The following is a 25,150-nucleotide window of genomic DNA, read 5'->3' on the forward strand; positions in this document are numbered from 1 at the left end:
TACAAAATCAGGAGCTCCCGCATGGCCGTTTACCGATACTGTCCGCAATGTGGATCGCCGCTGGAATTGCTGCCGCATTCCGGGCGCGAACGTGATGCCTGCATCCAGCCAGAGTGCGGCTTTGTCCACTGGAACAACCCGCTGCCCGTGCTGGCCGCGGTGGTGGAATATGAAGGCAAGCTACTGCTGGCGCGCAATGCCGCGTGGCCTGAAAAAATGTTCGCGCTGGTGACCGGCTTCATGGAGCGCGACGAGACGCCGGAGCAGGGCGTGGCGCGGGAGCTCAAGGAAGAAACCAACCTGGACGCGCACTCGGTATCGCTGATCGGCGTGTACGAGTTCATGCGCAAGAACGAGCTGATCATCGCCTACCATGTGCAGGCGAGCGGCACCATCGCGTTGTCCGAGGAATTGGCCGACTACAAGCTGGTGGCGCCCGAGGACATGCGGATCTGGTCGGCGGGCACGGGCTTCGCGGTGGCCGACTGGCTGGCCTCGCGTGGCCATCCGGTGCGGTTCTTCGATCGCCAGACTGGCGAGGACATTCCCGACCCGCGCCGGCGCGAAGGCCTGGGACAGCCGGGCATTTCGCTACAATACCGGCCATAATCATCAGTCATCGATGCGACACGGCAGGCACGGTCCCATGGCCTAATGGCGACTAACGGCCACAACGGGCCATGCCGGACCCTGAGCGCACAGAACCAAGGAAGAGAGGAATGGAGTTCCAGAAAGAAGTAGATGCGCGCGGCCTGAACTGCCCGCTGCCGATCCTGCGCACCAAGAAGGCGCTGGCCGACATGCCCAGCGGCGACGTTCTCAAGATTCTCGCCACCGATCCCGGCGCCACGCGGGATTTCCAGGCGTTTGCCAAGCAGACCGGCAACGAACTGCTGTCGCACCAGGAAGTGGACAAGGTGTTCGTGTTCTACATGCGCCGGCGTTAAATCAACGACAGCTTGACGCGGGCGCGCCCCGCGCCAAATGAAAAAAGCCGCATTTGCGGCTTTTTTCATGGCTCCAGATCTTCTGGCACTCAGATACTATTGGCGCGCGCGCGCAGGTAGGTGCTGAATTCGTCCATCACCTCCGGGTGCTTGAGCGCAAATTCCACGGTGGCCTTCAGGTAGCCCAGCTTGCTGCCGCAGTCGTAGCGCACGCCCTTGTAGCGGTAGGCCAGCACCTGTTCCTGGCTGAGCAGGGACTGGATGGCATCGGTGAGCTGGAACTCGCCGCCCGCGCCCGGCTTGAGGTTGCGGATATGGTCGAAGATGCGCGGGGTCAGGATGTAGCGGCCAACCACGCCCAGGTTGGACGGCGCATTCTCGGGCGCCGGTTTCTCGACAATGTCCGACACCTTGATCACGCCTTCGTCCCATTCGCGGCCATCCACCACGCCGTAGGAGCGGCTCTGCTCCGGCGCGATCTCTTCCACGCCCAGCACCGAGCAGTTGTAGTGGCCGTACATGTCCACCATCTGCTTCATGACTGGCGGATCGCCATCCAGCAGGTCATCGGCCAGCATCACGGCGAACGGTGCGTCGCCCACCAGCTTTTCCGCGCAGAGCACGGCATGACCAAGGCCGAGCGCCTCGGGCTGGCGCACATAGAAGCATTCCACGTGCGACGGCTTGATCGAGCGCACCAGGCTGAGCAGGGCCTGCTTGTTCTTTGCCTCGAGCTCCGCTTCGAGCTCATAGGCCTTGTCGAAGTGATCTTCGATGGCGCGCTTGGAGCGGCCGGTGACGAAGATCATCTCGGTGATGCCCGCAGCCATGGCTTCTTCCACGGCGTACTGGATCAGGGGTTTGTCGACCACCGGCAGCATTTCCTTCGGGCTTGCCTTGGTAGCCGGCAAAAAACGAGTGCCGAGACCGGCTACCGGGAAGACAGCCTTGGTGACGCGGGTTTCCATATCGGTTTTCCTTATCAATTCGGTGTAGACAACCCTGCGGGTGATGCAAAGCTCATGCCGGCAAACGCTGTAGTTGATCCTGCAGCTTGACCAGCGTCTGTTCGAAATCCGACAGACGCTGGGTTTCTTGCGCGACGACGGCGGGCGGTGCCTTGGCGACGAAGCTCTCGTTGGACAGCTTGCCACGGCACTTGCCGAGTTCGGCGCTGATGCGCTCTATTTCCTTGGACAGGCGCACGCGTTCCGCGGCCACGTCGATTTCGATTTTCAGCAGCAGGTGGTTGCCGCCGACGATGGCCACCGGCGCGCCGGCACCTTCCGCCATCAGGGCATTCTGATCTTCGAATACCTTGACCTCCGAAAGTTTCGCCAGCGCCTGCACATAAGCCTGGGCCGACGTCAGGAACGCGCTGTCGCCCTCAGCGTACAGCGGAATGCGCTGGGCCGGCGAGATGTTCATTTCGCCGCGCAGGTTGCGGCAGGCGTCGACCACGGCCTTGAGCTGCGCGGTCCATTGCTCGGCAGCCTCGTCGATCTTTGCCATGGCGGGCAGGGGATAGGCCTGCAGCGCCAGCGTCTCGCTGCCGTCGCCCTTGGCGCGGCCGGCCAGCGGCGCTACCTTCTGCCACAGCTCTTCGGTGATGAAGGGGATGATCGGGTGGGCCAGGCGCAGCACGGTTTCCAGCACGCGCAGCAGCGTGCGGCGGGTGGCGCGCTGCTGCGCGGGCGTGCCGTTCTGGATCTGGACCTTGGCCAGTTCCAGGTACCAGTCGCAGTACTCGTCCCAGACGAACTTGTAGATGGCGCTGGCGATGTTGTCGAAGCGATACTCGGCAAAGCCCTTTTCCACTTCGGCTTCCACGCGCTGCAGCAGCGACACGATCCAGCGGTCCGGCTGCGAGAAATGCAGGTAGCCGTCGGGGCCGCAGTCGTTGCTGCACGGGCCCATGCCGCAGTCGTGCCCTTCGGTGTTCATCAGCACGAAGCGCGTGGCGTTCCACAGCTTGTTGCAGAAGTTGCGATAGCCTTCGCAACGGCCGGTGTCGAAGTTGATGTTACGGCCCAGCGTGGCCAGCGAGGCGAAGGTGAAACGCAGGGCATCGGCGCCGAACGCCGGAATGCCCTCGGGGAATTCCTTCTTGGTCTTTTTCTCGATCTTGGGCGCGTCCTTGGGACGGCGCAGGCCGGTGGTGCGCTTCTTGAGCAGCGGCTCGAGCTCGATGCCATCGATCAGGTCGACCGGGTCCAGGGTGTTGCCCTCGGACTTGCTCATCTTCTTGCCTTCCGAATCCCGCACCAGACCGTGCACATAGACGGTATGGAACGGCACCTTGCCGGTGAAGTGCTTGGTCATCATGACCATGCGCGCCACCCAGAAGAAGATGATGTCGTAACCGGTAACAAGTGCCGACGACGGTAGAAAATGTTGCAACTCCGGCGTCTCGGCGGGCCAGCCCAGCGACGAGAAGGGCACCAGGGCCGAGGAGAACCAGGTGTCGAGCACATCGTCCTCGCGGCGCAGCGGACCGGTGCTGCCGGCTGCGCGCGCCTGGGCCTGCGCCTCTTCCTCGGTACGGGCGACAAAGCACTTGCCGGCCTCGTCGTACCAGGCCGGGATCTGGTGGCCCCACCACAGCTGGCGCGAGATGCACCAGTCCTGGATGTTCTCCAGCCACTGGTTGTAGGTGCTGTTCCAGTTATCGGGGATCAGCTTGATCTCGCCGCTCTGCACGGCGTCCAGCGCCACTTCGGCAATCGAGCGGCCAGGGTGGAAGGTGCCTTCCGGCGCCGGCTTGCTCATGGCGACGAACCACTGGTCGGTCAGCATCGGCTCGATGGCGCTGCCAGTGCGCTCGCTGCGCGGCGTCATCAGCTTGTGCTTCTTGACCTCGGCCAGCAGGCCCTGGGCATCCAGGTCCGCCACGATGCGCTTGCGCGCCTCGAAGCGGTCCAGGCCGGCATAGGCGGCGGGCGCGTCGGCGACGATCTTGGCGTCGAGCGTCAGGATGGACAGCTGCGGCAGCTTGTGGCGCTGGCCAACCGCATAGTCGTTGAAATCATGGGCAGGCGTCACCTTGACCACGCCGGTGCCGAACTCGCGGTCGACGTAGTCGTCGGCGATCACCGGGATATCGCGGCCGGTGAGCGGCAGGCGCACGAACTTGCCGATCAGGTGCGCATAACGCTCGTCCTCCGGGTGCACCATCACGGCCACGTCGCCCAGCATGGTCTCGGGGCGGGTGGTGGCCACCGTCAGGTGGGTCAGGCCGTGCACGGTATCGGCTTCGGCTAGCGGATAGCGGATGTGCCACATCGAGCCATCTTCCTCGACGTTGTCCACTTCCAGGTCGGACACCGCGGTGCCCAGCACCGGGTCCCAGTTGACCAGGCGCTTGCCGCGGTAGATCAGGCCTTGCTCGAACAGGCGCACGAAGACTTCGGTGACCGCCTTGGACATCTCCGGCGACATCGTGAAGTACTCATGGCTCCAGTCGATCGAGGCGCCCATGCGGCGGATCTGGCGCGTAATCGTCGAGCCGGACTCTTCCTTCCACTCCCACACCTTCTCGACGAACTTCTCGCGGCCTAGCTCATGGCGCGATACGCCTTGCGCTTCCAGCTGGCGCTCCACCACGATCTGGGTGGCGATGCCGGCGTGGTCGGTGCCCGGCACCCACAGGGTGTTGGCGCCGCTCATGCGGGCATGGCGGGCCAGGCCGTCCATGATGGTTTGGTTGAAGGCATGGCCCATGTGCAGCGTGCCGGTCACATTGGGCGGCGGCAGCTGGATGCAGAAGTCCGGACGGTCCGGGTCGAGGGTCGGCTTCGCGATGCCGCGCTTCTCCCACTCTGGGCCCCACTTGGCCTCAATGGCGGCGGGTTCGAAGCTCTTGGCAAGGGACTGGTCTTGGGCGGTCATGCTCGGATGTCGATGATTACGTCGGATTCTGCGGGCCAGGCGGGCAGGGGCAACGCGCCGGGAAAACATCAAATTATAGGGGAGGCGGGTGGGGGGCGCGCGATTTCGGCCCGGGATCGGCCGCGCGGCGTCATTTTGCCGGTGCATTGCCCTGCCTGAAAGTGCTCTGCTTACCTCTCGCGAGGGGATCCGCCGCGCTTTTTTGCGCCATTTTGCGTGGTTCCCGGCCCGCCGCCGGACGATCCCCCTGTCCGGCGGCCGGGGCCGCGCGGGCACGGGGGGCACCCCGGTATAATTCGGGGCACTCCACAAGGCCTCTCCGATGTCCGACCTGCTTGCCAATCTCAATGCTGAACAACTAGCCGCCGTCACTTTGCCCGACGAGCCGGCGCTGATCCTGGCTGGCGCGGGCAGCGGCAAGACGCGTGTGCTTACCACCCGGATCGCATGGCTGATCCAGAACGGCCGGGTGTCGCCCGCCGGCCTGCTGGCGGTGACCTTTACCAACAAGGCCGCCAAGGAAATGATGACGCGGCTGACGTCGATGCTGCCGATCAACACGCGCGGCATGTGGATCGGCACCTTCCACGGGCTGTGCAATCGCATGTTGCGCGCGCATTACCGCGATGCCGGCCTGCCGCAGACCTTTGCTATCCTCGACAGCCAGGACCAGCTCTCCGCCCTCAAGCGCCTGCTCAAGTCGCTGAACGTGGATGACGAGAAGTACCCGGCCAAGAACCTGCAGTACTTCATCAACAACGCCAAGGAGCAAGGCCTGCGCCCGGCCGACGTGGAGGCCAACGACGACTTCAACCGCCGCTTCGTCGATCTCTACGCCGCCTACGATGTGCAGTGCCAGCGCGAAGGCGTGGTCGACTTCGCCGAGCTGCTGCTGCGCTGCTACGAGCTGCTGCGCTACAACGACGCGATCCGCCAGCACTACCAGCACCGCTTCCGCCATGTGCTGGTGGACGAGTTCCAGGACACCAACGTGCTGCAGTACCAGTGGCTCAAGATGCTGGCCGGCTTCGGCACGCAGAACCCGGCCGCGGTGTTCGCGGTCGGCGACGACGACCAGAGCATCTACGCGTTCCGTGGCGCCAATGTCGGCAACATGCGCGACTTCGAGCACGAGTTCCGCGTGCGCCACATGATCAAGCTGGAGCAGAACTACCGCTCCCATGGCCACATCCTGGATTCAGCCAACCACCTGATTGCCCACAATTCGCGCCGCCTGGGCAAGAACCTGCGCACCGATGCGGGCCACGGCGAACCGGTGCGGGTGTACCAGGCCGGCACCGACGGCCAGGAAGCCGGCTGGATCGTGGAGGAAATCCGTGACCTGATCGCGCAGGGCATGAGCCGCTCGGAAATCGCCATCCTCTACCGCAGCAATGCGCAGTCGCGGGTGATCGAGCACGCGCTGTTCTCGGCCAGCATTTCCTATCGCGTGTACGGCGGCTTGCGCTTCTTCGAACGTGCCGAAGTCAAGCACGCGCTGGCTTACCTGCAGTTGCTGGAAAACCCGCGCAACGACGCTGCCTTTGGCCGCGTGGTGAATTTCCCCACGCGCGGCATCGGCGCGCGCTCGCTCGAAGCCCTGCAGGATGCGGCGCGCCAGTACAACTGCTCGCTGGCCGAAGCCGTGGCCTTCGTGCCCGGCAAGGCCGGCAGCACGCTGGGCGCCTTTGTGCGGCTGATCGAGCAGATGCGCGCCGAGACACGCCGCATGACGCTGCCGGAAACAGTCGAGTACGTCACCAATACCAGCGGCCTGATCACGCACTACCGCGCTGAAAAAGAAGGCCAGGACCGCATCGAGAACTTGCAGGAACTGGTGACGGCGGCGCAGGCGTTCGTGACGGAGGAAGGCTTTGGGCTGGATGCGCTGGCCAGCGCGATTCCGGTCGGGCGCGATGGCGCGCAGCCGCTGCCCGCGCTGGCCGAGGGCGACCAGGCCCAGCAGGTGCTGGACCCCGAGGCGCTGCCGGCGGTGATGACCCCGCTGGTTGCCTTCCTCACCCATGCCTCGCTGGAAGCCGGCGACAACCAGGCGCAGGCGGGCCAGGACGCCGTGCAGATGATGACGGTGCACGCCGCCAAGGGGCTGGAGTTCAACGCGGTCTTCATCACCGGGCTGGAAGAGGGGTTGTTCCCGCACGAGAACAGCGCCACGGAGGCCGACGGGCTGGAGGAAGAGCGTCGCCTGATGTACGTGGCCATCACGCGTGCGCGCGAGCGGCTCTATCTCTCGTTCGCGCAAAGCCGCGTGCTGCATGGGCAGATGCGCTATCACGTGCGCTCGCGCTTCTTCGAGGAGCTGCCTGAGGAATCGCTCAAGTGGCTGATGCCGCCTGCGCAGGCCTATGGCGGCGGCGGTGGTTCGCAGCGCCGCCAGCAGAACGAGGGCGGCTGGGGCCGCGACTGGTTCAAGAAGGCGGAGGACGTTCCCTATTCGGGCACCCAGCCTACCGGCGGCATGGACACCGGCAACGGCTACGCCGACGCCAAGCGCCAGGCCGGCTCCGGCTTGCGTATCGGCCAGAGCGTGTTCCACAACAAGTTTGGCGAAGGCGTGATCGCCGGGCTCGAAGGCGAGGGCGAAGCCGCCCGTGCAAATATCAAGTTCAAGCGCCACGGGGCCAAATGGCTGGTGCTGTCGGTCGCCAAGCTGGACCCGATCGACTGAGCGGACGGGCGCCCAGGCAGAGGGATCAGTCCAGCTGGATGTTGCCCTCCTTGATCACCTTGGCCCATTCGGTGGTCTGGGCCTGGATGAACTTCGCCGCCTCGGCCGGCGTGCCGGCCACGATCTCCCCGCCCAGGCTGGTTACGCGCTCGCGATTCTCCGGCAGGTTGATGACCTTGCGGATCGCATCCGACAGGCGCTTGACGATTTCCGGCGGCGTGCCCGCCGGCAAGAACACGCCATTCCACTCGTAGACCTCGTAGTGCGGCACGCCTGCCTCGGCTAGCGTTGGCGTGTCCGGCAGGATGGCCGTGCGCTTGGCGCCGGTCACGCCCAGCACGCGCAGCTTGCCCGCGCGCACATGCTGCAGGCCCGACGCCGTGTTGGCGAAGAACACCGGCACCTGCCCGGCAATCACATCGGCCATGGCCGGGCCGCCGCCCTTGTACGGCACGTGCAACAGGTCCAGCTTCATGCGCTGCGCGAACAGCGCGCCTGCCAGGTGCTGGGCCGAACCGTTGCCCGAGGACGCATAGGCAATGCTGCCCGGCTTGGCGCGTGCCATCGCGATCAGCTCCTGCGTGGTCTTGGCCGGGAACTGCGGGTTCACGACCAGCATGTTGGGATACAGCGCCAGCACCGAGACCGGGATGAAGGACTTGACCGGGTCGTAGGGCAGCCGCTTGTAGAGCGAGGGGTTGGCGGCAAACGAGGCAGCGTCGAGCAGCACCGTATAGCCGTCCGGGGCGGACTTGGCGACCAGGTCCGTGCCGATCTGGCCGCCTGCGCCGGGCCGGTTGTCCACCACGATGGTCTGGCCCAGCTCCTGGCCCAGGCGCGGCGAGATCAAGCGGGCCATGGTATCGGCACCGCCGCCGGGCGCGTAGGTGACGACCAGCCGGATGGGCTTGGCCGCGGGCCAGGCCTGTGCGTGCGCAAGGCTGCTGGTGCCGGCGGCGAGCCAGCACAGGGCGGTGGCGCAAAGTCGGATCGGGAATCGCATGAGTCTCCTCGGAATGTGTAGGTCTAGGGTGCTTGCGCCGGCCCGCGCTTGCGGCGGCGCCGCGCGCGGGTTCAGCGAACCTCGGCGCGATAGTGGAAATCGTCGGCATTGCCCAGCGTCTGGCGGAACTCCACGCGCCGGCCCGCCAGGTCAAACGCCACGCGGCTGACCGCCAGCGCGGGATGGCCTGCTGGCAAGCTCAGCTGAGCGGCCTCGCGCGCGCCAAGCCGGGTAAAGCGCAGGTCGTCGACGGCGCGGCCGACCGTGACGCCGCAACGCTCGGCATACATCGGGTAGAGCAGGGGCGCGAATTCGGCCGGCTTGAGCGCGGCCAGCGCGCCGAACAGCGGCGCCGGCAGCCAGATGGTCTCGAGCAGGCGGACCTGGCCTTCCCAGCCGCGCTGGCGCAATACGCGCAACACCGGCGTTCCCGCAGCCAGGCCAAGCTGCACGGCGACATCCGCCGGCGCCGCCAGCGTGCGCAGCGACACGATGCGCGACTCGGGGATCTCCGAGCCGGCATCGCCAAAGCGGAAGAACCGCGCCATGGTGGCGCCGGTCAGCGCGCCGCGCACAAAGGTGCCGCGGCCATGCACGCGTTCCAGCAAGCCTTCGTCCACCAGTGCCTGGATGGCGGCGCGCATGGTGCCCAGCGCCACGCCGTAGTGCTCCGCCAGTGCGCTCTCGGCCGCAATGGCGGTGCCGGAAGCCCATTCGCCGGCCAGGATGCGGCCCTTGAGCGCGGTCGCGATGCGGGCCCAGCGCGGCGCCGCCAGGCTGGCTGGCGAGGCGTCGAGGCCGGCTCCCGTCGGGTCGGGCAGGGCGGAACGGTCTGGCATTCGTGTCTCCATGCGTGCCCCGGCAGCGGTGCCTGTTCGGGGAGAGAGGTGGACTCTAGTCATCTATAGGACTAGAGCATAGAATGGAGGGGCGTGGGTGTCAACCGGCGCTACCATTCATGGCGGCATGCGCCATTCCTTGGGCCAGAACATGTTCCAGATCGATTCCCATTTCCACGTGTTTTCCGCCGAGGCTCCCGCCGTGGGCGGGGCGCGCTACCGGCCCGCCTACGGCGCCAGCCTGGCGCAGTGGCAAGCCATTTCCGGGGCGCATGGCGTGCGCGCGGGCGTGGTGGTGCAGCCAAGTTTTTTTGGCTGCGACAACAGCGAGCTGGAAGCAGCGCTGGCGGCTTCACCCGCGCTGCGTGGTGTTTGCGTGGTGGGCCCGGAGGCATCCGCCGGCGAGCTGGCGCGGCTGCATGGCCTGGGCGTGCGCGGCCTGCGCTGGAATATGGTGGGGCGGCACGACGACGCATCATGGCGCGATGCGCGCTGGCCCGCGCTGCTGGAGGCGGCCCACGCGCTGGGCTGGCACCTGGAGTTGCACACCGATCCGGGCCGGCTCAACGAACTGCGGGCCTGGTTGCCGGCGGTGCCGATCGCGCTGGTGCTGGATCATTTCGGCAAGCCCGCGCCCGGCGCGCAGGCCGACGCGCCGATGCTGGCTTGCGCCGCGCACTGGCGCGGGCAGAGGGAGGTCTACGTCAAGCTGAGCGCGCCGTATCGCGTGGCGGCGGACCTGGCAGGCGTGGTGGCTGGCTGGCACCACTGCCTGGGCGAGCAAGGCTTGCTATGGGGATCGGACTGGCCTTGGACCAATCACGAGGCCGAGGCCGGCTATGCCGGCCTGCAGCGCAAGGTGTGGGAGTGGCTGGGCCCGCTGTGCGAGGCGCCGGACCGAAACGCGGCCCGGCTGTTCGGCCTGTGAGCCGCGTGACCTGGGTGACCCGGGTGACCGCGGCGTGACCTGCCTTCAGGCGGCCAGGTCCGGCCTGCCGGCGGCTTCTTCCGGCACGACATTGAAGCAGCCGCGGTAAGTGGCGTAGAACGAGCAATACATGATCGCCAGCATCAGCAGCGAGTACGGCGTGACCAGGAAGGACAGCACCGCCTCAGCCCCCAATGCGCCGAACAACGCCTCCAGGAAGAACGGCACCGCCACCAGCAAGACCGCGAACACCACGCCATAGGCCAGGAACGCGCTACGGTTGCGCCAGCACGCGGTCCAGCTGAAGAACAGTGCTTTGACCGGCGGCACGTTGTGCCACGCGGTGAGCAGCGGCGCAAACCAGAACAGCATGGCAATCGGCGTGTACAACGCGGCCCCGATCATCAGCGCGAAGTAAAGCTGCCGCACGGATTCCGCCGACGGCGCTTCTTCCTTGAGCAGGATCGGCACCAGCGTGCTGATGTCCACCAGGCTGCCCGCGATGAGGCTCAGCACGAAGACCAGGCCTGCGTAGATGCCACCCAGCACCAGCAGGTTGCGGCTTGCCTGCTTGCCGTTGCCGCGAAATCCTGCCAGTAATACGGTCGGCAGCACGCGCTTGTTCAGGATCACCTCGCGGCAGGCGGTCATGATGCCGACCGACAGGCCCGGGGTGACCACCAGCAGCGCGATGATGCCGATCAGCGGCACGAACACGGCCAGTTGCGCGGCGATCAGGTAGACAAACAACAGCATCAGGAAGGCGAGCGGATTCTTGCGGAACAGCCAGACACCCTGGCGGAACCAGACATAACCTTCCTTGGCGGAGACTTCCAGTAATTGCATGACGGTCAGGTCCAGGGCAGCGCGGCGGCTTCGATGCGCCGGCGCAGGATGCGTTCAAAGTGGGTCGGGTCATGCGGTTGCAGCATGTCGGCCTCGCGTGGCAGGTAGAAGTCCCACAGGCGGGAAATCCAGAAGCGCAGTGCGCCGGCGCGCAGCATGTCGCGCCAGTGCTGCGCCTCGATGGGGCCCAGCGGCCTCACGGCATGATAAGCCCGCAGCAAGGCCTGGCCGCGGGCGGCGTCGAGCGCGCCGCTGGCCAGGTCGATGCACCAGTCGTTGACGGTGACGGCCAGGTCGAACAGCCACTTGTCGTTGCCGGCGAAGTAGAAATCGAAGAAGCCCCCCAGTTTCTCCTGCCCGGCCGGGCCAGCCTCGAACAGCGCGTTGTCACGGAACAGGTCGCAATGGCAAGGGCCGCCGGGCAGCGCCGCGTACTCCGCGCCGCCGAAGAAAGCGGTCTGGTGGGCCAGTTCCTCGCGCAACAACGCTTGCTGGCCGGCATCCAGGAAGGGCAGGATCTCGCCTTCCGTTTGCTGCCACCACGGCAGGCTGCGCAGGTTGGGCTGCTGGCGCGGATAGCTCTGGCCGGCAAGGTGCATGCGGGCGAGCATGTCACCCACTTGCGCGCAGTGCCCCACGCCTGGCGTCAGCTGCGAGCCGCCCGGCAGGCGCGTGACGATGGTCGCCGGCTTGCCCTTGAGGGCACGCAGGATCTCGCCGTCGCGCCCCGGGATGGGCGCCGGCACGCGGATGTCGTGCGCGGCCAGGTGGGCCATCAGGTGCAGGTAATACGGCAGTTGCTCGAACGTCAGGCGCTCGAAGATGGTCAGCACGTACTCGCGTGTGACACCGTCCTGCTCCATGGTCAGGAAGAAGTTACTGTTCTCGATGCCTGAGGCAATGCCGCGCAAGTCGCGCATTTCGCCCAGGTTGTAATCAAGGAGCCAACTGGCGATCTCGTCCGGCGAGACCGTGGTGAATACGGCCATACTCTTTGTGTGAATCGAAACGGATGGCGGCGGGCGCAAGCAGAGCTTGGCTTTCGCGGCATGGATGCCGGAAGCGCCGGCGCGGCCCCGCCGTGATCATCTGGCGGGGTCGTGTGAAATCGGAAAACAGAAAACAAGTAGCAGAAGCGAAAACCAGGACCCGGGAGCCGGGGTGCTAAAACCCGGCACGCCGACGCTCAGAATTGCAGCACTTTGACCGATGGTACGCGGTTCGTGTCGTGGTCCCGGATCTTCGGCGAGCTGTCTTCCGGCTTGCTCATCTGGTATTTGGTGCCCATGCCGGACTTGACCTCGATATCGGTGGCCTGGCCTTTGTTCTTGTATTCCCGGATCTGGGTGCCATCCCGCTCATTGAGCTGGAAGCTCGGTTCGCGCGGCTGGTTCAGCTGGGTCTTGGCCGGCGAGGTGATCGGCCGGTTGTTGATCTGGTTCAGCTCTTGCTGGGTCAGCGCGCCGCCTGCCTGCTCGGCCGGCTGCGCCATCACCGCGGCCGGGGCGCCAAGCGCCACCAATGCTGCAAAAGCCAGCGCGCGCAGGGCGGCCGGACGGGGGGCTCCAAGCGGCTCCGGCGCTTGCGCGCGGGCGGTGGCCAGGAGTGAGGGGGAGGTCATTGAAGGCTCCTGCGCGGCGCAGCAGGCCGGGGGCATGCTGCGCCACAAATGGCGCTGCAGCCCGGCGGCGCCGGGCTTTGGCAGTGTGTCAGGCTTCCATTCTAGCAATTCCTGCCCGCGCCGGGCCCCTTGCGGTGACCCTGCGGGCACCTTTGCGGGGCGGGCGGCGCGCGCGGAAGCAGCCTGGCGGGCCTGTTCTACCTGGCTTACAGGTAGAACATCTCTTCCTTGGGCGGGATCGGGTTGTCGCCACCGCGCTGCTCGTAGTACTCATATACCGCTTCGAGCACTTCGTGCGGCTCGTCCACGATCTTCATCAGGTCGAGGTCATGCTCGGCGATCAGGCCCATCGGCAGCAGGGTGAAGCGGAACCAGTCAAGCAGGCCCTTCCAGAAGCGGCTGCCGAACAGCACCACCGGCACGGCGCGGGACTTGCCGGTCTGCACCAGCGTCAGCACTTCGGCCAGCTCATCCAGCGTGCCGAAACCGCCCGGCATCACGATAAAGGCGTCCGAATTCTTGACGAAGGTGACCTTGCGCGTGAAGAAGTGGCGAAAGCGCATGGCGATGTCCTGGTAGGGATTGCCTTGCTGCTCGTGCGGAAGCTCGATGTTCAGGCCCACGCTGGCTGACTTGCCCGCGTGGGCGCCCTTGTTGGCCGCCTCCATGATGCCCGGGCCGCCGCCCGAGATCACCGCGAAGCCGGCGTCGGAGAACAGGCGGGCGATCTCGATGGTGCGCTGGTAGTAAGGCGAATCCTCGCGCAGGCGCGCGCTACCGTAGATCGATACCGCCGGGCGGATCTCCGAAAGGTACTCGGTCGCCTCGATGAACTCTGCCATAATCGTGAACATTTGCCACGAAGCGCGCGCCTTCTTTGCTGTCGCGCGGTCTTCGTCGGCCAGCGCACGCAGGCTGGGAATCATCTTGCGTGGGTTGGCGCGGATGCCGGCGGCGGGAGACGTATCTCCCGGGCCATCGGCAGCGGCGCTGACCGTCACGTTCACATCCATATCGGCCGCGGTGGTAATACTGCCTTGCGCGGCCTGCTTGAGGGCTGCCGCCGGGTTATCGGCGCCGGCTGCGTCGGAAGGGGGGGCGGCGTTCGCACCGCCTGCGGCGGCACCAGTCAATTTTGAGTCCATGGGAATGTCGGATAGTCCAAAAACACTCTTGCTCGTCGATGGGTCGAGCTATCTGTATCGTGCGTATCACGCTCTGCCGGACCTGAGGAACGGTGAGGGCCTGCCCACAGGGGCAATCTACGGCATGATCAATATGCTGCGCAAGCTGCGCAGCGATTTCCCGGCAGAGTATAGCGCCTGCGTGTTCGACGCCAAGGGTAAGACCTTCCGCGACGACCTGTATCCGGCCTACAAGGAGCATCGCCCGTCGATGCCCGAGGACCTCGCCAAGCAGATCGAGCCGATCCACGAAGCGGTGCGCGCGCTGGGCTGGCCCATCGTGGTGGTGGAAGGCGTGGAGGCGGACGACGTGATCGGCACGCTGGCGCGCCGGGCCACCGCCGAAGGCATGCGCACGGTGGTCTCCACCGGTGACAAGGACCTGGCGCAACTGGTCGACGACCACGTCACGCTGGTCAATACCATGAGCGGGGAAATCCTCGACCCGCCCGGCGTGGCCGCCAAGTTCGGCGTGCCGCCGGTGCGCATCGTCGACTATCTCTCGCTGATTGGCGACGCCGTGGACAACGTGCCCGGCGTGCCCAAGGTGGGCCCCAAGACCGCGGTCAAATGGCTGACCGAGTACGGCACGCTCGACGATGTCATGGCCAATGCCCCCGGCATCAAGGGCGTGGTGGGCGAGAACCTGCGCAACACACTGGCGTGGCTGCCCAAGGCGCGCGAGCTGGTGACGGTCAAGACCGATTGCGACCTGACGAGCTCGCTGGCCGACTTCCACCAGCTTGAGGGTGGCAGCGAGGACAAGGACAAGCTGATTGACTTCTTTGCGCGCTATGGATTCAAGACCTGGCTGCGCGAGGCCACCGGCGAAAGCCTGCCCAACCCGCGCGCCCAGGCACGCGCAAGCGCGGCGCCGCCCGCGGCCGGCGCCGCCGCGGCGGGAGCCGACCCGGGTCCGGCCCAGGGCGGCCTGTTCGACAGCGCCCCGGCCCCGGCCCAGATCCGCTACGAAACCGTGGCCACCGAGGCGGCGCTGGAGGCCTGGATGCGGCGCATCGAAACCGCGCCGCTGGTGTCCATCGATACCGAGACCACTTCGCTGGACCCGCTGCAGGCCCAGCTGGTCGGCATCTCGCTGTCGATCGAGCCAGGCGAAGCCTGCTATATCCCGGTGGCGCACCGCGGCCCGGACGTGGTGGGCCTGGAAGCCAATGGCCAGCTCACGCGCGAGGCCGTGCTGGCACGCATGCGCGCCTGGCTCGAAGACCCGTCGCGCGGCAAGGTCGGCCAGAACCTGAAGTACGATTCCCATGTCTTTGCCAATCACGGCGTCAGCCTGCGCGGCATCGTGCACGACACCATGCTGCAGAGCTACGTGCTGGCGTCCCACCGCAACCATGGCATGGACAGCCTGGCCGAGCGCCTGCTTGGCCTGAAGACCATCAGCTACGAGGAAGTGTGCGGCAAGGGCGCGAGCCAGATCGGCTTTGACCAGATCGACATCGCGCGCGCCACCGAGTACGCGGCCGAGGATGCCGACGTCACGCTGCGCCTGCATTGCAACATGTACCCGCAGGTCGAGGCGTTGCCGGGGGTGCATTACGTCTACGAAAAGATCGAGATGCCGGTCTCGGTGGTGCTGCAGAAGATCGAGCGCAACGGCGTGCTGATCGACGCCGAGCGCCTGGGCGCGCAAAGCACGCAGCTCGGCCAGCGCATGCTGACGCTGGAGCAGGCCGCGTACGAGGCCGCGGGCCAGCCTTTCAACCTGGGCTCGCCCAAGCAGATCGGCGAGATCCTGTTCGGCCAGATGAAGCTGCCGGTGGTCAAGAAGACCGCCAGCGGCGCGCCATCCACCGACGAAGAGGTGTTGCAGAAGCTGGCCGAGGATTACCCGCTGCCCAAGCTGCTGCTGGACTATCGCGGCCTGTCCAAGCTCAAGTCCACCTACACCGACAAGCTGCCGAAGATGGTCAACCCGGCCACCGGCCGCGTGCATACCAGCTACGGGCAGACCACGGCGGTGACCGGCCGGCTGGCTTCCACCGAGCCCAACCTGCAGAACATCCCGGTGCGCACCGAGGAAGGCCGGCGCATCCGCGAGGCCTTTATCGCCGGGCCGGGCAACGTGATCGTGTCGGCCGACTACTCGCAGATCGAGTTGCGCATCATGGCCCATATCTCTGGCGACGAGAACCTGATGCGCTCGTTCGCCGAGGGCGAGGACGTGCACCGCGCCACCGCCGCGGAGATCTTCGGCGTGGCGCCGGATGCCGTCAGCAGCGAGCAGCGCCGCTATGCCAAGGTCATCAACTTCGGCCTGATCTACGGCATGAGCGCCTTCGGCCTGGCCGGCAACCTCGGCATCGAGCGCGAGGCTGCTAAGCACTACATCGACCGCTATTTCATGCGCTATCCCGGCGTGGCGCGGTACATGGAAGAAACGCGCCAGACCGCGCGCGAGCAGGGCTTCGTCGAGACCGTGTTCGGGCGCCGCCTGTGGCTGCCGGACATCAATGGCGGTAACGGCCCGCGCCGCCAGGGCGCCGAGCGCGCCGCCATCAACGCGCCGATGCAGGGTACTGCCGCCGACCTGATCAAGCTGTCGATGATCGCGGTGCAGGACTGGCTGGAACGCGATGGCCTGGGCACGCGCCAGGTCATGCAGGTGCACGATGAACTGGTGCTGGAAGTGCCGCAGGCCGAGCTGGAACTGGTCAAGGTGAAGTTGCCGGAACTGATGTGCAACGTGGCTGAACTGCGTGTGCCGCTGGTGGCCGAGGTTGGCGCCGGCAGCAACTGGGAGGAGGCCCACTAAGCGCGCGGGGCGGCCTTCGGGGCCGCCCCGGGATTGCACCCGTCCCGGTATTCCTGCATCCTGGTTTCGATTGAAGCGACCGCTGAATCGGTGAATGGCGTCTTGCCAGTTGTGCTGCTGTGCAGCAGACTGATGAAAAGCCGAGGTCACTGGCTCGCGTCAGGCCCCGCAAAAGAATATCGACGACACTGGGTAGATCATGAGCACAGAGGGAAGGGCGCATCGCATCATCGTAGTCGGAGGAGGAGCAGGCGGGCTGGAGCTGGTCACGCGGCTGGGCGACAAGCTCGGCAAGGGCGGGGCCGCGCAGGTGGTACTGGTCGACCGCTCCCCCACGCATATCTGGAAACCGCTGCTGCATGAAGTTGCCGCCGGCAGCATGGATCCCCACACCCATCAACTCGAATACGTGGCGCAGGCCCGCTGGCATCATTTCGAATTCCAGCAAGGCGAGCTGACCGGCATCGACCGGGATCGCAAGACGATCTCGGTGGCGGCCTGTGTCGATCTCGACGGCACGGAGCTCTTGCCCGCACGCGATCTTTCCTATGACACCCTGGTGCTGGCGATTGGCTGCGTCACGCATTTCTTCGGCGTGCCCGGCGCCGCCGAGAACGCCATCGCGCTCGATACCGTGGACCAGGCGGAGCGCTTCCGCCGCAAGCTGATCTCGGCCTGCGTGCGCGCCCAGAACGGGCGCGGGCGCATCGGCGAGGATGGCCGCCCGCGCGTGGATGTTGCCATCATCGGTGCCGGCGCCACCGGTGTCGAGCTCTCTGCCGAGTTGCGTAATACCGCGCACGTGCTCAGCGCCTATGGGCTGCATCAGCTTGATCCGCGCCGCGATGTGCGCATCCACGTGGTCGAGGCCGGCCCGCGCATCCTGCCCGCGCTGTCCGAGCGCGTGTCCACCGAAACCACCAAGCTGCTGCACAAGCTCGATATCGAAGTCCTCACCGCCGAGCGCGTGACCGAAGTCACCGAGGATGCGGTGCTGACCGCCAGCGGCAAGCGCATCGACGCCGACCTGACGGTGTGGGCCGCCGGCATTACCGCGCCGGCGGTGCTTTCCACCCTGGGCCTGCCGGTCAGCCGCATGGGCCAGATCATCGTCAAGCCCACGCTGCAAAGCGAGATCGATCCCGATATCTTTGCCTTTGGCGACTGCGCCAGTTGCCCCTGGCCCGAGAAGCAGGGCGCCGTGCCGCCGCGCGCCCAGGCCGCGCACCAGCAGGCCACGTTCCTCTACGGCGCGCTGCGCGCGCGCCTGGACGGCAAGCCGCTGCCGTCTTTTGGGTTCAAGGACCTGGGCTCGCTGGTGTCGCTGGGGCATTTCAGCGCGGTCGGCAGCCTGATGGGCGGCCTGATCGGCGGCTCCATGTTTATCGAAGGGTTGATGGCGCGCGTGATGTACAGCTCCCTGTACCGCATGCACGTCATGGCGTTGCACGGCGCCGTGGGCATGGGGCTGGATACCGTGACCCACTGGCTGCGCAGCAAGACCAGCCCGCGCGTCAAGCTGCACTGACACGCGCCGGCGCAGGGCGAATCGCACTGCGAATCGCCCCGCTTGCCGGCCGCGTGCGCTGGACTCCATGTTTGCTTAGAATCGGATCTCGCCACGGCGGCGGTGCCGCGCCGTGCGTTGTCCATCCAGATTCGCCATCCATGTCAGACAGGAGACCGCATGCTGAAGCCAGAAGTCGACAGCCTCGTACCCAGCCAGTCCTATGACCGCCGCGCGTTCGTCAAGACGGCGCTGGGTTCGGCCTTTGCCGCAGCAGCCTTGCCTGTGATGGCACAGGCCATCAAGACCGATTTCGCAGGCCTTGCCGCCGGCGAGGTGACGATTCCCTCGGGCGGCTTCAACATGCCGGCGTACCGCGCCCAGCCGGAAGGCAAGACCAACCTGCCGGTGGTGCTGGTGGTGAGCGAGATCTTCGGCGTACATGAGCACATCGCCGACATCTGCCGGCGCTTTGCCAAGCTGGGCTACCTCGCCATCGCGCCGGAGCTGTTCGCGCGCCAGGGCGACCCAAGCAGCTTCGGCACCATCCAGGAACTGCAGGCGAAGCTGATCTCCAAGGTCCCTGATGAACAAGTGATGGGAGACCTCGACGCGGCGACGGCCTGGGCCAAGGCCAACGGCGGCAACACCAGCCGCCTGGCCATTACCGGCTTCTGCTGGGGCGGGCGCATTACCTGGCTGTACGCCGCGCACAGCCAGCAGGTGAAGGCAGGCGTGGCCTGGTATGGCCAGCTGGTGGGCGAGCCGACCCCGATCAAGCCGCGCAACCCGATCGACCTGGCCGGCCAGCTCAAGGTGCCGGTGCTGGGCCTCTACGGCGGCAAGGACACCGGCATCACGCAGGAACAGGTCGAGAAGATGAAGGCGGCGCTGGCGGCATCAAGCGACCCCTTTGCCAAGGCTTCCACGTTCGTGGTCTACCCGGAATCCGGCCATGCCTTCAACGCGGACTACCGCCCAAGTTACCGGGAAGCGGATGCCAAGGACGGCTGGCAGCGTTGCCTGGCCTGGTTCAAGCAGCACGGGGTTTGAGGCGCGGCACGCCCTGGCGCGCATTTGCAGCAGGGTGCGGCGCTGCCGCGCCCGTAGCCAGGAGCGGCTTGTGCCACGGGATTTGCAAAACCGGCTGCAACCTACGTACAATGCGGGCTTCGTTTCTTGCAACCGTGTTGCGTTTGAGATCGATGCTGCTCCCTAAGAACGGAAAAGCCGATCCCGGGAGCCCATCATCGATTCCACGCTTGTCTACATCCTGCTTGCAGCCACCATCTCGGGGGTGGGCAGTATCTTTGGCGCGGCGCTGTTGTCGCTGACCGTGGCTTCCCGCGTGGTCGAGCGCATGGTGAGCTTTTCGGTAGGGGTGCTTCTGGCCACGGCGCTGCTGCATTCCCTGCCCGAGGCGTTCGAGTCCGGCGCCGATCCGCGTGCCTTGTTCGGTACCTTGCTGGCCGGCCTGCTTGGCTTCTTCCTGCTGGAAAAAGTCGCGCTGCTGCGCCACTCGCATCATCACGAGGGCGATGGGCACCACCATCACCACGGCCATGACCGAGAGGAAGCCGGCCGTAGCGGCATGACCATCCTGGTGGGCGACACCTTCCACAATTTCGCCGACGGCATCGTGATTGCCGCGGCCTTCCTGGCGGATCCGCATATTGGCCTGGTCACCGCGCTGGCCATCGCCGCGCACGAGATCCCGCAGGAGGTGGGCGATTTCATCGTGCTGCTCAACGCGGGGTTCTCGAAGGCGCGCGCCTTTGCCTTTAACCTGCTGTCCAGCCTGGCGGCCATCGCCGGCGGCGTGGTGGGGTACTACCTGCTCGACCAGATGAGCGGCTGGATTCCCTACGTGCTGGTGATTGCTTCAAGCAGCTTCGTCTATATCGCCGTAAGCGACCTGATGCCGCAGATGCAGCGCAAGCCGCGCTGGCGCGAATCGATCATCCAGGTCGTGCTGGTCGCCACCGGGATCTGCGCCATCTTCTTCATCACCAATGGCGTGCACGAAGCGCATGACCATGGTCATGGCCATGCACATGGCGTGGCGGCTGCCGCCAGGTAAGCTGGCCCTGGCGGCTTGCGCCGCTCGCCATCAGGCCCCGCTTGCTACTGGCCGCGCCGGGTCGGCGCACCACTCGCTCCACGAGCCCGGATAGAGCGCGGCGCCCGGCATGCCGGCTACTTCCAGTGCCAGCAGGTTGTGGCAGGCGGTCACGCCCGAGCCGCACTGCATGATCGCCTCGCTGGCCGGCTTGCTGCCCAGCACTTGCCCGAACTCCTGGCGCAACGCGCTAGCCGGCTTGAAACTGCCGTTTTCTCCCAGGTTGTCCTTGAAGAAGCGGTTGGCCGCGCCCGGGATATGCCCACCCACGGGGTCCAGCGTTTCATTCTCGCCACGGAAGCGGTCTGCCGCACGGGCGTCCACCACCAGCCGGGCCGGGTTTGCCAGGTTCGCCAGCACGGCGTCGGCGTCCACCGTGGCCACCAGCGCCGCCTTGCGCGTCAGGTTGCCCGGGGTTTCGGGCTCCGGCGTGTTGCCTGCCTCGAGCGGCAGGCCCGCCGCCACCCACGCATTCTTGCCGCCATCCAGCACGGCCACGGCGCCGTGGCCCAGCCAGCGCAGCAGCCACCAGGCGCGCGCCGCGTACATGCCGCCCTGCGCGTCGTAGGCAATGAGCTGGGTGTCTTCGCTAACGCCCAGCACGCGCAGGCGCGCGGTCAGCGTGTTCGGGTCCGGCAACGGGTGCCGGCCGTTGGTGCCGGTTTTCTCGCCGGACAGTTCGTTGTCCAGGTGCAGGTAGAAGGCGCCGGGCAGGTGGCCCACGTGATAGGCCTCGCGTCCGGCGGCCGGGTTGGCCAGGTCGAAACTGCAGTCGATCACGACGCTGTGGCGGCTGCCGTCTTCGCGCAGCGCGCGCAGGTCCTGGCTGGAGATCAGGGTGGTGAACATGGCGTAACCTTGGGTTGGGATCGTTGCGCCGCAACGGCACGGGCAGGCGCGGTGAGAGGGCGGGGTGAGCACGGTCCGCCACCCCCGATGCTACACCTCGGGGTGCACTTCCGCCTCGGCCGACTTGACCGGGGTATCGGCGGTTGGCTGCCGGTTGGAGCCTTCGCGCGCCCGGGTCAGCGTGGTGGCGATGCCGCTGGCGATGATCAGCGCCATGCCGACCCAGGACAGCCAGTTGAGCTGGTCGCGCCAGACAATCATGCCCCATAGGCTGGAGAACACGATGCCGGCGTATTGCAGGTTGGCGGTGAGCAGCGTGTTGCCGCGTTTGTAGGCGCGCGTCATCGCGGTCTGGCCGAGCGTGGCCAGGATGCCGATCGCCAGCAGCAGGCCCGCGCCGCGCCAGGTGTGGGTGCTCGGGCCGGTGTACAGCATCCAGGCCAGGCCGACCACCATCCCGACTGCCGAGAAATAGAACACGATGCGGCCTTCGGGCTCGCCCAGCTGGCCGAGCTGGCGCACCTCGACATAGGCCAGCGCGGTGAACATGCCGGAGATCAGGCCGATCAGGCCGCCGGTGAGCTGGTTATGGCCGACAGAAGGCTGCAACAGGCAGATTACGCCGCCGAACGACATCAGGATGGCGCCGATCAGCTTGCGGTCCGCGCCGCCGGTGCCGGTCAAGGCTGCGCCGGCGCCCAGGATCAGCGCGATCCAGACCGGCGACATGTAATTCAGGGTCATCGCCGTGGCCAGCGGCAGCATGGTGATCGAGGTGAACCACAGCAGCAGGGCGGTCACGCCGAACAAGCTGCGCTTGATATGCATGGCCATGTGCGGCGTACGCACCGAGGTGCCCGACGAAGCCAGCACCGTCCACATGATGATCACGCCGATCAGGCTGCGGTAGAACACGATCTCGCCCGTGGCATAGATCTCGGATGCCAGCTTGACGCCCACCCCCATTAAAGAGAAGGCGAAGGCGGCGAACAGCATCCAGAGCGATTGCATGGTGGGGCGAAAGGAAGAATGGACAGCGCGCGAAGCGGGTCCTGGCGGGGGCGGGGATCCGAATCGCGAAAGGCTCCGCATGGGGCGAATGGCGGGCAGGGCAGGCGGCGAGACGCCGGACGCACACCGGAAGCGGCGATTGTATCAGCGAGTGTGCACCGCACCAAAGGCAAAACGGACCGCATGGGCGGTCCGTTTTGCTTGCGTCTGCGCTGCGCTGTCGATGCCGCGGCTCGCTGGGACTTGGCTGGCGGGTCAGTCCGTGAAGGACATGGCGCGGCGATACCATTCATGAAAGTGCTGCATACCGTCTTCCATGGGCGACTGGTATGGACCCGTCTCACTGACGCCGCGTTTGGCCAGCGCCCGGCGCCCGGCATCCATGCGCTCTGCGATCTCGTCGTCCTCGACGCAGGTTTCCATGTAAGCGGCGCGCTCGGCCTCGACGAACTCGCGCTCGAACAGCGCGATTTCCTCGGGGTAGTAGAACTCCACGACGTTGCGCGTCTTGTTCGGCCCGAGCGGGTGCAGGGTGGAGACCACCAGCACGTTCGGATACCACTCCACCATGATGTTGGGGTAGTAGGTGAGCCAGATCGCGCCGTACTTGGGCAGCACGCCGTTGTTGAAGCGCAGCACGGCCTCATGCCACTTCTGGTACGTAGGGCTGCCCGGGCGCTTCAGGCCCGCGTGCAACCCGACCGTCTGGACGCTGTGCCAGTCGCCGAACTCCCAGCTCAGGTCGTCGCAGGAGACAAAGCTCCCGAGGCCCGGGTGGAACGGCACGACGTGGTAGTCCTCCAGATAGACCTCGATAAAGGTCTTCCAGTTGTAGTTGCACTCGTGGATCTCGACGTGGTCGAGCAGGTAGCCTTCGAAGTTCAGGTCTTCGGCCACGCCCAGGCGGGCCAGGTCGGCGCGAACGTCGCGCTGCCCCTCGAACAGCAGGCCGTTCCAGTTCTGTAGCGGCGAGCGGTTCAGGTGGACGCACGGACGCTCGGCGAAATGCGGCGCGCCGAGCAGTTCGCCCTTCAGGTCGTAGGTCCAGCGGTGCAAGGGGCAGACAATGTTCTTCGCATTGCCGCGGCCATTGAGCATGATGGCCTGCCGATGGCGGCAGACATTGGACATGAGCTCGATCCCGTCGGCATTCCGTACCAGGATGCGGCCCTCGTCCTCGGCGGCCAGCGCCTGAAAATCGCCCGTTTCGGGGATCATCAGTTCGTGGCCGACATAGCCCGGGCCCTTCTTGAACAGCAGTTCCAGTTCTTGTTGATACAGTGCCTCGTCGATGTAGACGTTCACGGGCAACTGCGTATCAGCCGGCACCAGTTTCAGCGCGGTGCTGAGATTGGACATTATCCCCACTCCCTATGACAGGCGAAAGCAGTGAACAACCCAACCATCGAAAAAGAAATCGATTTGGGAAAGACAGTCAGCCGCGCCGTGGCCCGCTTCCGGGTCGAAAGATGGAGATCGCGCTGACGAACCGCGGATTGTACCCGAGCGAAAAAGTTAAGGGACTGATTATTTAGCCTTTTTAGCGAAAAAGTCGACCCGGGTCGTCATGGAGGTGTCGTTCGGGGCGCATTCGGAAAGACGACCCAAGCGCACAAGTCACTTTCCGGCAACGCATGTCGATGCCCCCTGTTGCATGGGATGCGGGCAATGCCCCGCTTTGGCGTAAAATCCCAGCTTCCCCAGATTCAATGTCCGCAATGCCAAAGACTACGAGCTCCCCGGCCCAGACCGATCCGGCCGCGACCGACCAGCGGTCCGCCTCCGCGCCGCCCGCCTCCTACGAGGCCGCCATGGCCGAACTGGAGGCGCTGGTAGCCAGCATGGAGGGCGGCGCCTTGCCACTGGAAGATTCTTTGGCCGCGTACAAGCGCGGGGCCGAACTGGTCAGGTACTGCCAGCAGATGCTCGAACGCGTGGAACAACAGGTTAAAGTGCTGGACGGCGATGTGCTCAAGCCCATGGCCGCCGATGCTGGAGACCTGGAATGAGTGAATCGCAACAAGCTACCGAAGCCGGCGATTTCGCCGGGTGGATGCGCGCCACAGGCGCCAGGACCGAGGCCGCGCTCGACGCCGGGCTGCCGGCTGTGGAGACAGTGCCTTGCACGCTGCACGAAGCCATGCGGTATGCTGTGCTCGGCGGTGGCAAGCGGGTTCGCCCCTTGCTGGTGCACGCGGCCGGTGAAGTAGCGGGCGCCGCACCCGAGGCCTGCGACGCGGCAGCCAGCGCGGTGGAGATGATCCACGCGTACTCGCTGGTGCATGACGATATGCCCTGCATGGACGATGACGATTTGCGTCGTGGCCGTCCCACCGTGCACAAGGCCTATGATGAAGCGACGGCGCTGCTGGTAGGCGACGCGCTGCAGACCCAGGCCTTCGTGGTGCTGGCCGAATCGGCCTTGCTGACCTCGCTCGACGCCGCCGCGCGCCTGCGCCTGGTAGCGGAGCTGGCCCGGGCATCCGGCTCGGTGGGCATGGCAGGCGGGCAGGCGATCGACCTGCAGCATGTCGGCCTGGCCATGTCGCTGGAAGAACTGGAGGGCATGCACCGCATGAAGACCGGTGCGTTGCTGCGCGCCAGCGTGCGCATGGGCGCTTACTGCGGTGCCGTGGACGAAGCCGGCCTGGCCGCGCTTGACCGCTACGCCGCAGCCGTGGGCCTGGCGTTCCAGGTGGTGGACGATATCCTCGACGTGACCGCGGATACCGCCACGCTGGGCAAGACCGCCGGCAAGGACGCGGCAAACGACAAGCCGACCTACGTGTCGCTGATGGGGCTCGAACCTGCACGCCAGCTGGCGGAGCAGCTTCGGGCCACGGCGCATGAAGCGTTGGCGGTGTTCGGCGCGCGCGCCCGACGCCTGGGCGAACTGGCCGATCTTATCGTGCTGCGCTCGAATTGAATGGATACGCAGGA

General features: G+C 66.0%; 21 protein-coding genes. 10 read left to right on the plus strand and 11 right to left on the minus strand.

Annotated elements, in window-relative coordinates; translation table 11 throughout:
• Positions 1–21: 21 nt before the first annotated feature.
• Both AC1RQC_RS04800 and AC1RQC_RS04805 read left to right on the plus strand, forming a co-directional pair.
• On the plus strand, positions 22–609 hold the full coding sequence (locus AC1RQC_RS04800; protein ID WP_043348348.1) for an NUDIX hydrolase: 588 nt from the start codon (positions 22–24) through the stop codon (positions 607–609).
• A 110-nt stretch (positions 610–719) separates the two neighbouring features.
• Positions 720–947: a sulfurtransferase TusA family protein gene (locus AC1RQC_RS04805; protein WP_043348346.1), complete on the plus strand. Its 228-nt coding sequence runs from the start codon at positions 720–722 to the stop codon at positions 945–947.
• An 89-nt stretch (positions 948–1,036) separates the two neighbouring features.
• Here AC1RQC_RS04805 and galU read toward each other — a convergent pair whose 3' ends face one another.
• Both galU and AC1RQC_RS04815 read right to left on the minus strand, forming a co-directional pair.
• The gene (gene galU / locus AC1RQC_RS04810; RefSeq protein WP_459371554.1) at positions 1,037–1,915 is read right to left on the minus strand and encodes a UTP--glucose-1-phosphate uridylyltransferase GalU; all 879 of its coding nucleotides are present in this window, start codon (positions 1,913–1,915) and stop codon (positions 1,037–1,039) included.
• Positions 1,916–1,967: 52 nt separating this feature from the next.
• Positions 1,968–4,835, minus strand: coding sequence for a valine--tRNA ligase (locus AC1RQC_RS04815; protein WP_492814305.1), 2,868 nt, complete (start codon positions 4,833–4,835; stop codon positions 1,968–1,970).
• A gap of 322 nt (positions 4,836–5,157) precedes the next feature.
• On the opposite strand from AC1RQC_RS04815, the gene AC1RQC_RS04820 reads away from it, so the two are divergent.
• Positions 5,158–7,524, plus strand: a complete 2,367-nt coding sequence (locus tag AC1RQC_RS04820) for a UvrD-helicase domain-containing protein (RefSeq protein ID WP_492373991.1) — start codon at positions 5,158–5,160, stop codon at positions 7,522–7,524.
• Between the two features lie 25 nt (positions 7,525–7,549).
• On the opposite strand, the gene AC1RQC_RS04825 is transcribed toward AC1RQC_RS04820, so the two are convergent.
• Both AC1RQC_RS04825 and AC1RQC_RS04830 read right to left on the minus strand, forming a co-directional pair.
• A complete protein-coding gene (locus AC1RQC_RS04825) occupies positions 7,550–8,527 on the minus strand; it encodes a tripartite tricarboxylate transporter substrate binding protein (RefSeq protein ID WP_492882563.1) in 978 nt (325 codons plus the stop codon).
• A 71-nt stretch (positions 8,528–8,598) separates the two neighbouring features.
• A complete protein-coding gene (locus AC1RQC_RS04830; protein ID WP_492882564.1) occupies positions 8,599–9,366 on the minus strand; it encodes a GntR family transcriptional regulator in 768 nt (255 codons plus the stop codon).
• 127 nt (positions 9,367–9,493) lie between these two features.
• Here AC1RQC_RS04830 and AC1RQC_RS04835 point away from each other — a divergent pair, with 127 nt between their 5' ends.
• Positions 9,494–10,294, plus strand: a complete 801-nt coding sequence (locus AC1RQC_RS04835; protein ID WP_492882565.1) for an amidohydrolase family protein — start codon at positions 9,494–9,496, stop codon at positions 10,292–10,294.
• 45 nt (positions 10,295–10,339) lie between these two features.
• Here the strand turns inward: AC1RQC_RS04835 and AC1RQC_RS04840 are convergent, their stop codons facing one another.
• The 4 genes from AC1RQC_RS04840 to AC1RQC_RS04855 all read right to left on the minus strand — a co-directional run bounded on the left by AC1RQC_RS04840 (position 10,340) and on the right by AC1RQC_RS04855 (position 13,906).
• On the minus strand, positions 10,340–11,140 hold the full coding sequence (locus tag AC1RQC_RS04840; RefSeq protein ID WP_492882566.1) for a BPSS1780 family membrane protein: 801 nt from the start codon (positions 11,138–11,140) through the stop codon (positions 10,340–10,342).
• Positions 11,141–11,145: 5 nt separating this feature from the next.
• The gene (locus tag AC1RQC_RS04845) at positions 11,146–12,129 is read right to left on the minus strand and encodes a homoserine kinase (RefSeq protein ID WP_492814296.1); all 984 of its coding nucleotides are present in this window, start codon (positions 12,127–12,129) and stop codon (positions 11,146–11,148) included.
• 197 nt (positions 12,130–12,326) lie between these two features.
• Positions 12,327–12,761, minus strand: coding sequence for a hypothetical protein (locus AC1RQC_RS04850; protein WP_492373995.1), 435 nt, complete (start codon positions 12,759–12,761; stop codon positions 12,327–12,329).
• Between the two features lie 206 nt (positions 12,762–12,967).
• Positions 12,968–13,906, minus strand: a complete 939-nt coding sequence (locus tag AC1RQC_RS04855) for an LOG family protein (protein ID WP_254615357.1) — start codon at positions 13,904–13,906, stop codon at positions 12,968–12,970.
• A 4-nt stretch (positions 13,907–13,910) separates the two neighbouring features.
• Here AC1RQC_RS04855 and polA point away from each other — a divergent pair, with 4 nt between their 5' ends.
• The 4 genes from polA to AC1RQC_RS04875 all read left to right on the plus strand — a co-directional run bounded on the left by polA (position 13,911) and on the right by AC1RQC_RS04875 (position 20,311).
• Positions 13,911–16,724, plus strand: a complete 2,814-nt coding sequence (gene polA, locus AC1RQC_RS04860; RefSeq protein WP_492373996.1) for a DNA polymerase I — start codon at positions 13,911–13,913, stop codon at positions 16,722–16,724.
• Positions 16,725–16,923: 199 nt separating this feature from the next.
• Positions 16,924–18,252: an NAD(P)/FAD-dependent oxidoreductase gene (locus AC1RQC_RS04865; protein WP_492373997.1), complete on the plus strand. Its 1,329-nt coding sequence runs from the start codon at positions 16,924–16,926 to the stop codon at positions 18,250–18,252.
• Between the two features lie 159 nt (positions 18,253–18,411).
• On the plus strand, positions 18,412–19,284 hold the full coding sequence (locus AC1RQC_RS04870; RefSeq protein WP_492373998.1) for a dienelactone hydrolase family protein: 873 nt from the start codon (positions 18,412–18,414) through the stop codon (positions 19,282–19,284).
• A gap of 193 nt (positions 19,285–19,477) precedes the next feature.
• Positions 19,478–20,311: a ZIP family metal transporter gene (locus tag AC1RQC_RS04875; RefSeq protein WP_492374036.1), complete on the plus strand. Its 834-nt coding sequence runs from the start codon at positions 19,478–19,480 to the stop codon at positions 20,309–20,311.
• A gap of 30 nt (positions 20,312–20,341) precedes the next feature.
• Here AC1RQC_RS04875 and AC1RQC_RS04880 read toward each other — a convergent pair whose 3' ends face one another.
• The 3 genes from AC1RQC_RS04880 to AC1RQC_RS04890 all read right to left on the minus strand — a co-directional run bounded on the left by AC1RQC_RS04880 (position 20,342) and on the right by AC1RQC_RS04890 (position 23,569).
• Positions 20,342–21,199: a sulfurtransferase gene (locus AC1RQC_RS04880; RefSeq protein ID WP_492373999.1), complete on the minus strand. Its 858-nt coding sequence runs from the start codon at positions 21,197–21,199 to the stop codon at positions 20,342–20,344.
• A 90-nt stretch (positions 21,200–21,289) separates the two neighbouring features.
• Positions 21,290–22,210, minus strand: a complete 921-nt coding sequence (locus AC1RQC_RS04885; protein WP_441634467.1) for a DMT family transporter — start codon at positions 22,208–22,210, stop codon at positions 21,290–21,292.
• A gap of 255 nt (positions 22,211–22,465) precedes the next feature.
• Positions 22,466–23,569: an aromatic ring-hydroxylating oxygenase subunit alpha gene (locus tag AC1RQC_RS04890; protein ID WP_492882567.1), complete on the minus strand. Its 1,104-nt coding sequence runs from the start codon at positions 23,567–23,569 to the stop codon at positions 22,466–22,468.
• A gap of 359 nt (positions 23,570–23,928) precedes the next feature.
• On the opposite strand from AC1RQC_RS04890, the gene AC1RQC_RS04895 reads away from it, so the two are divergent.
• Both AC1RQC_RS04895 and AC1RQC_RS04900 read left to right on the plus strand, forming a co-directional pair.
• Complete coding sequence (locus AC1RQC_RS04895; RefSeq protein ID WP_492814292.1) at positions 23,929–24,219, plus strand: exodeoxyribonuclease VII small subunit; 291 nt, start codon at positions 23,929–23,931, stop codon at positions 24,217–24,219.
• Positions 24,216–25,136, plus strand: coding sequence for a polyprenyl synthetase family protein (locus AC1RQC_RS04900; protein WP_492814290.1), 921 nt, complete (start codon positions 24,216–24,218; stop codon positions 25,134–25,136). The genes AC1RQC_RS04895 and AC1RQC_RS04900 overlap by 4 nt, the downstream gene beginning before the upstream one ends.
• Positions 25,137–25,150 lie beyond the last annotated feature (14 nt).

It is taken from the genome of Cupriavidus sp. GW822-FHT03E04, assembly GCF_058801495.1.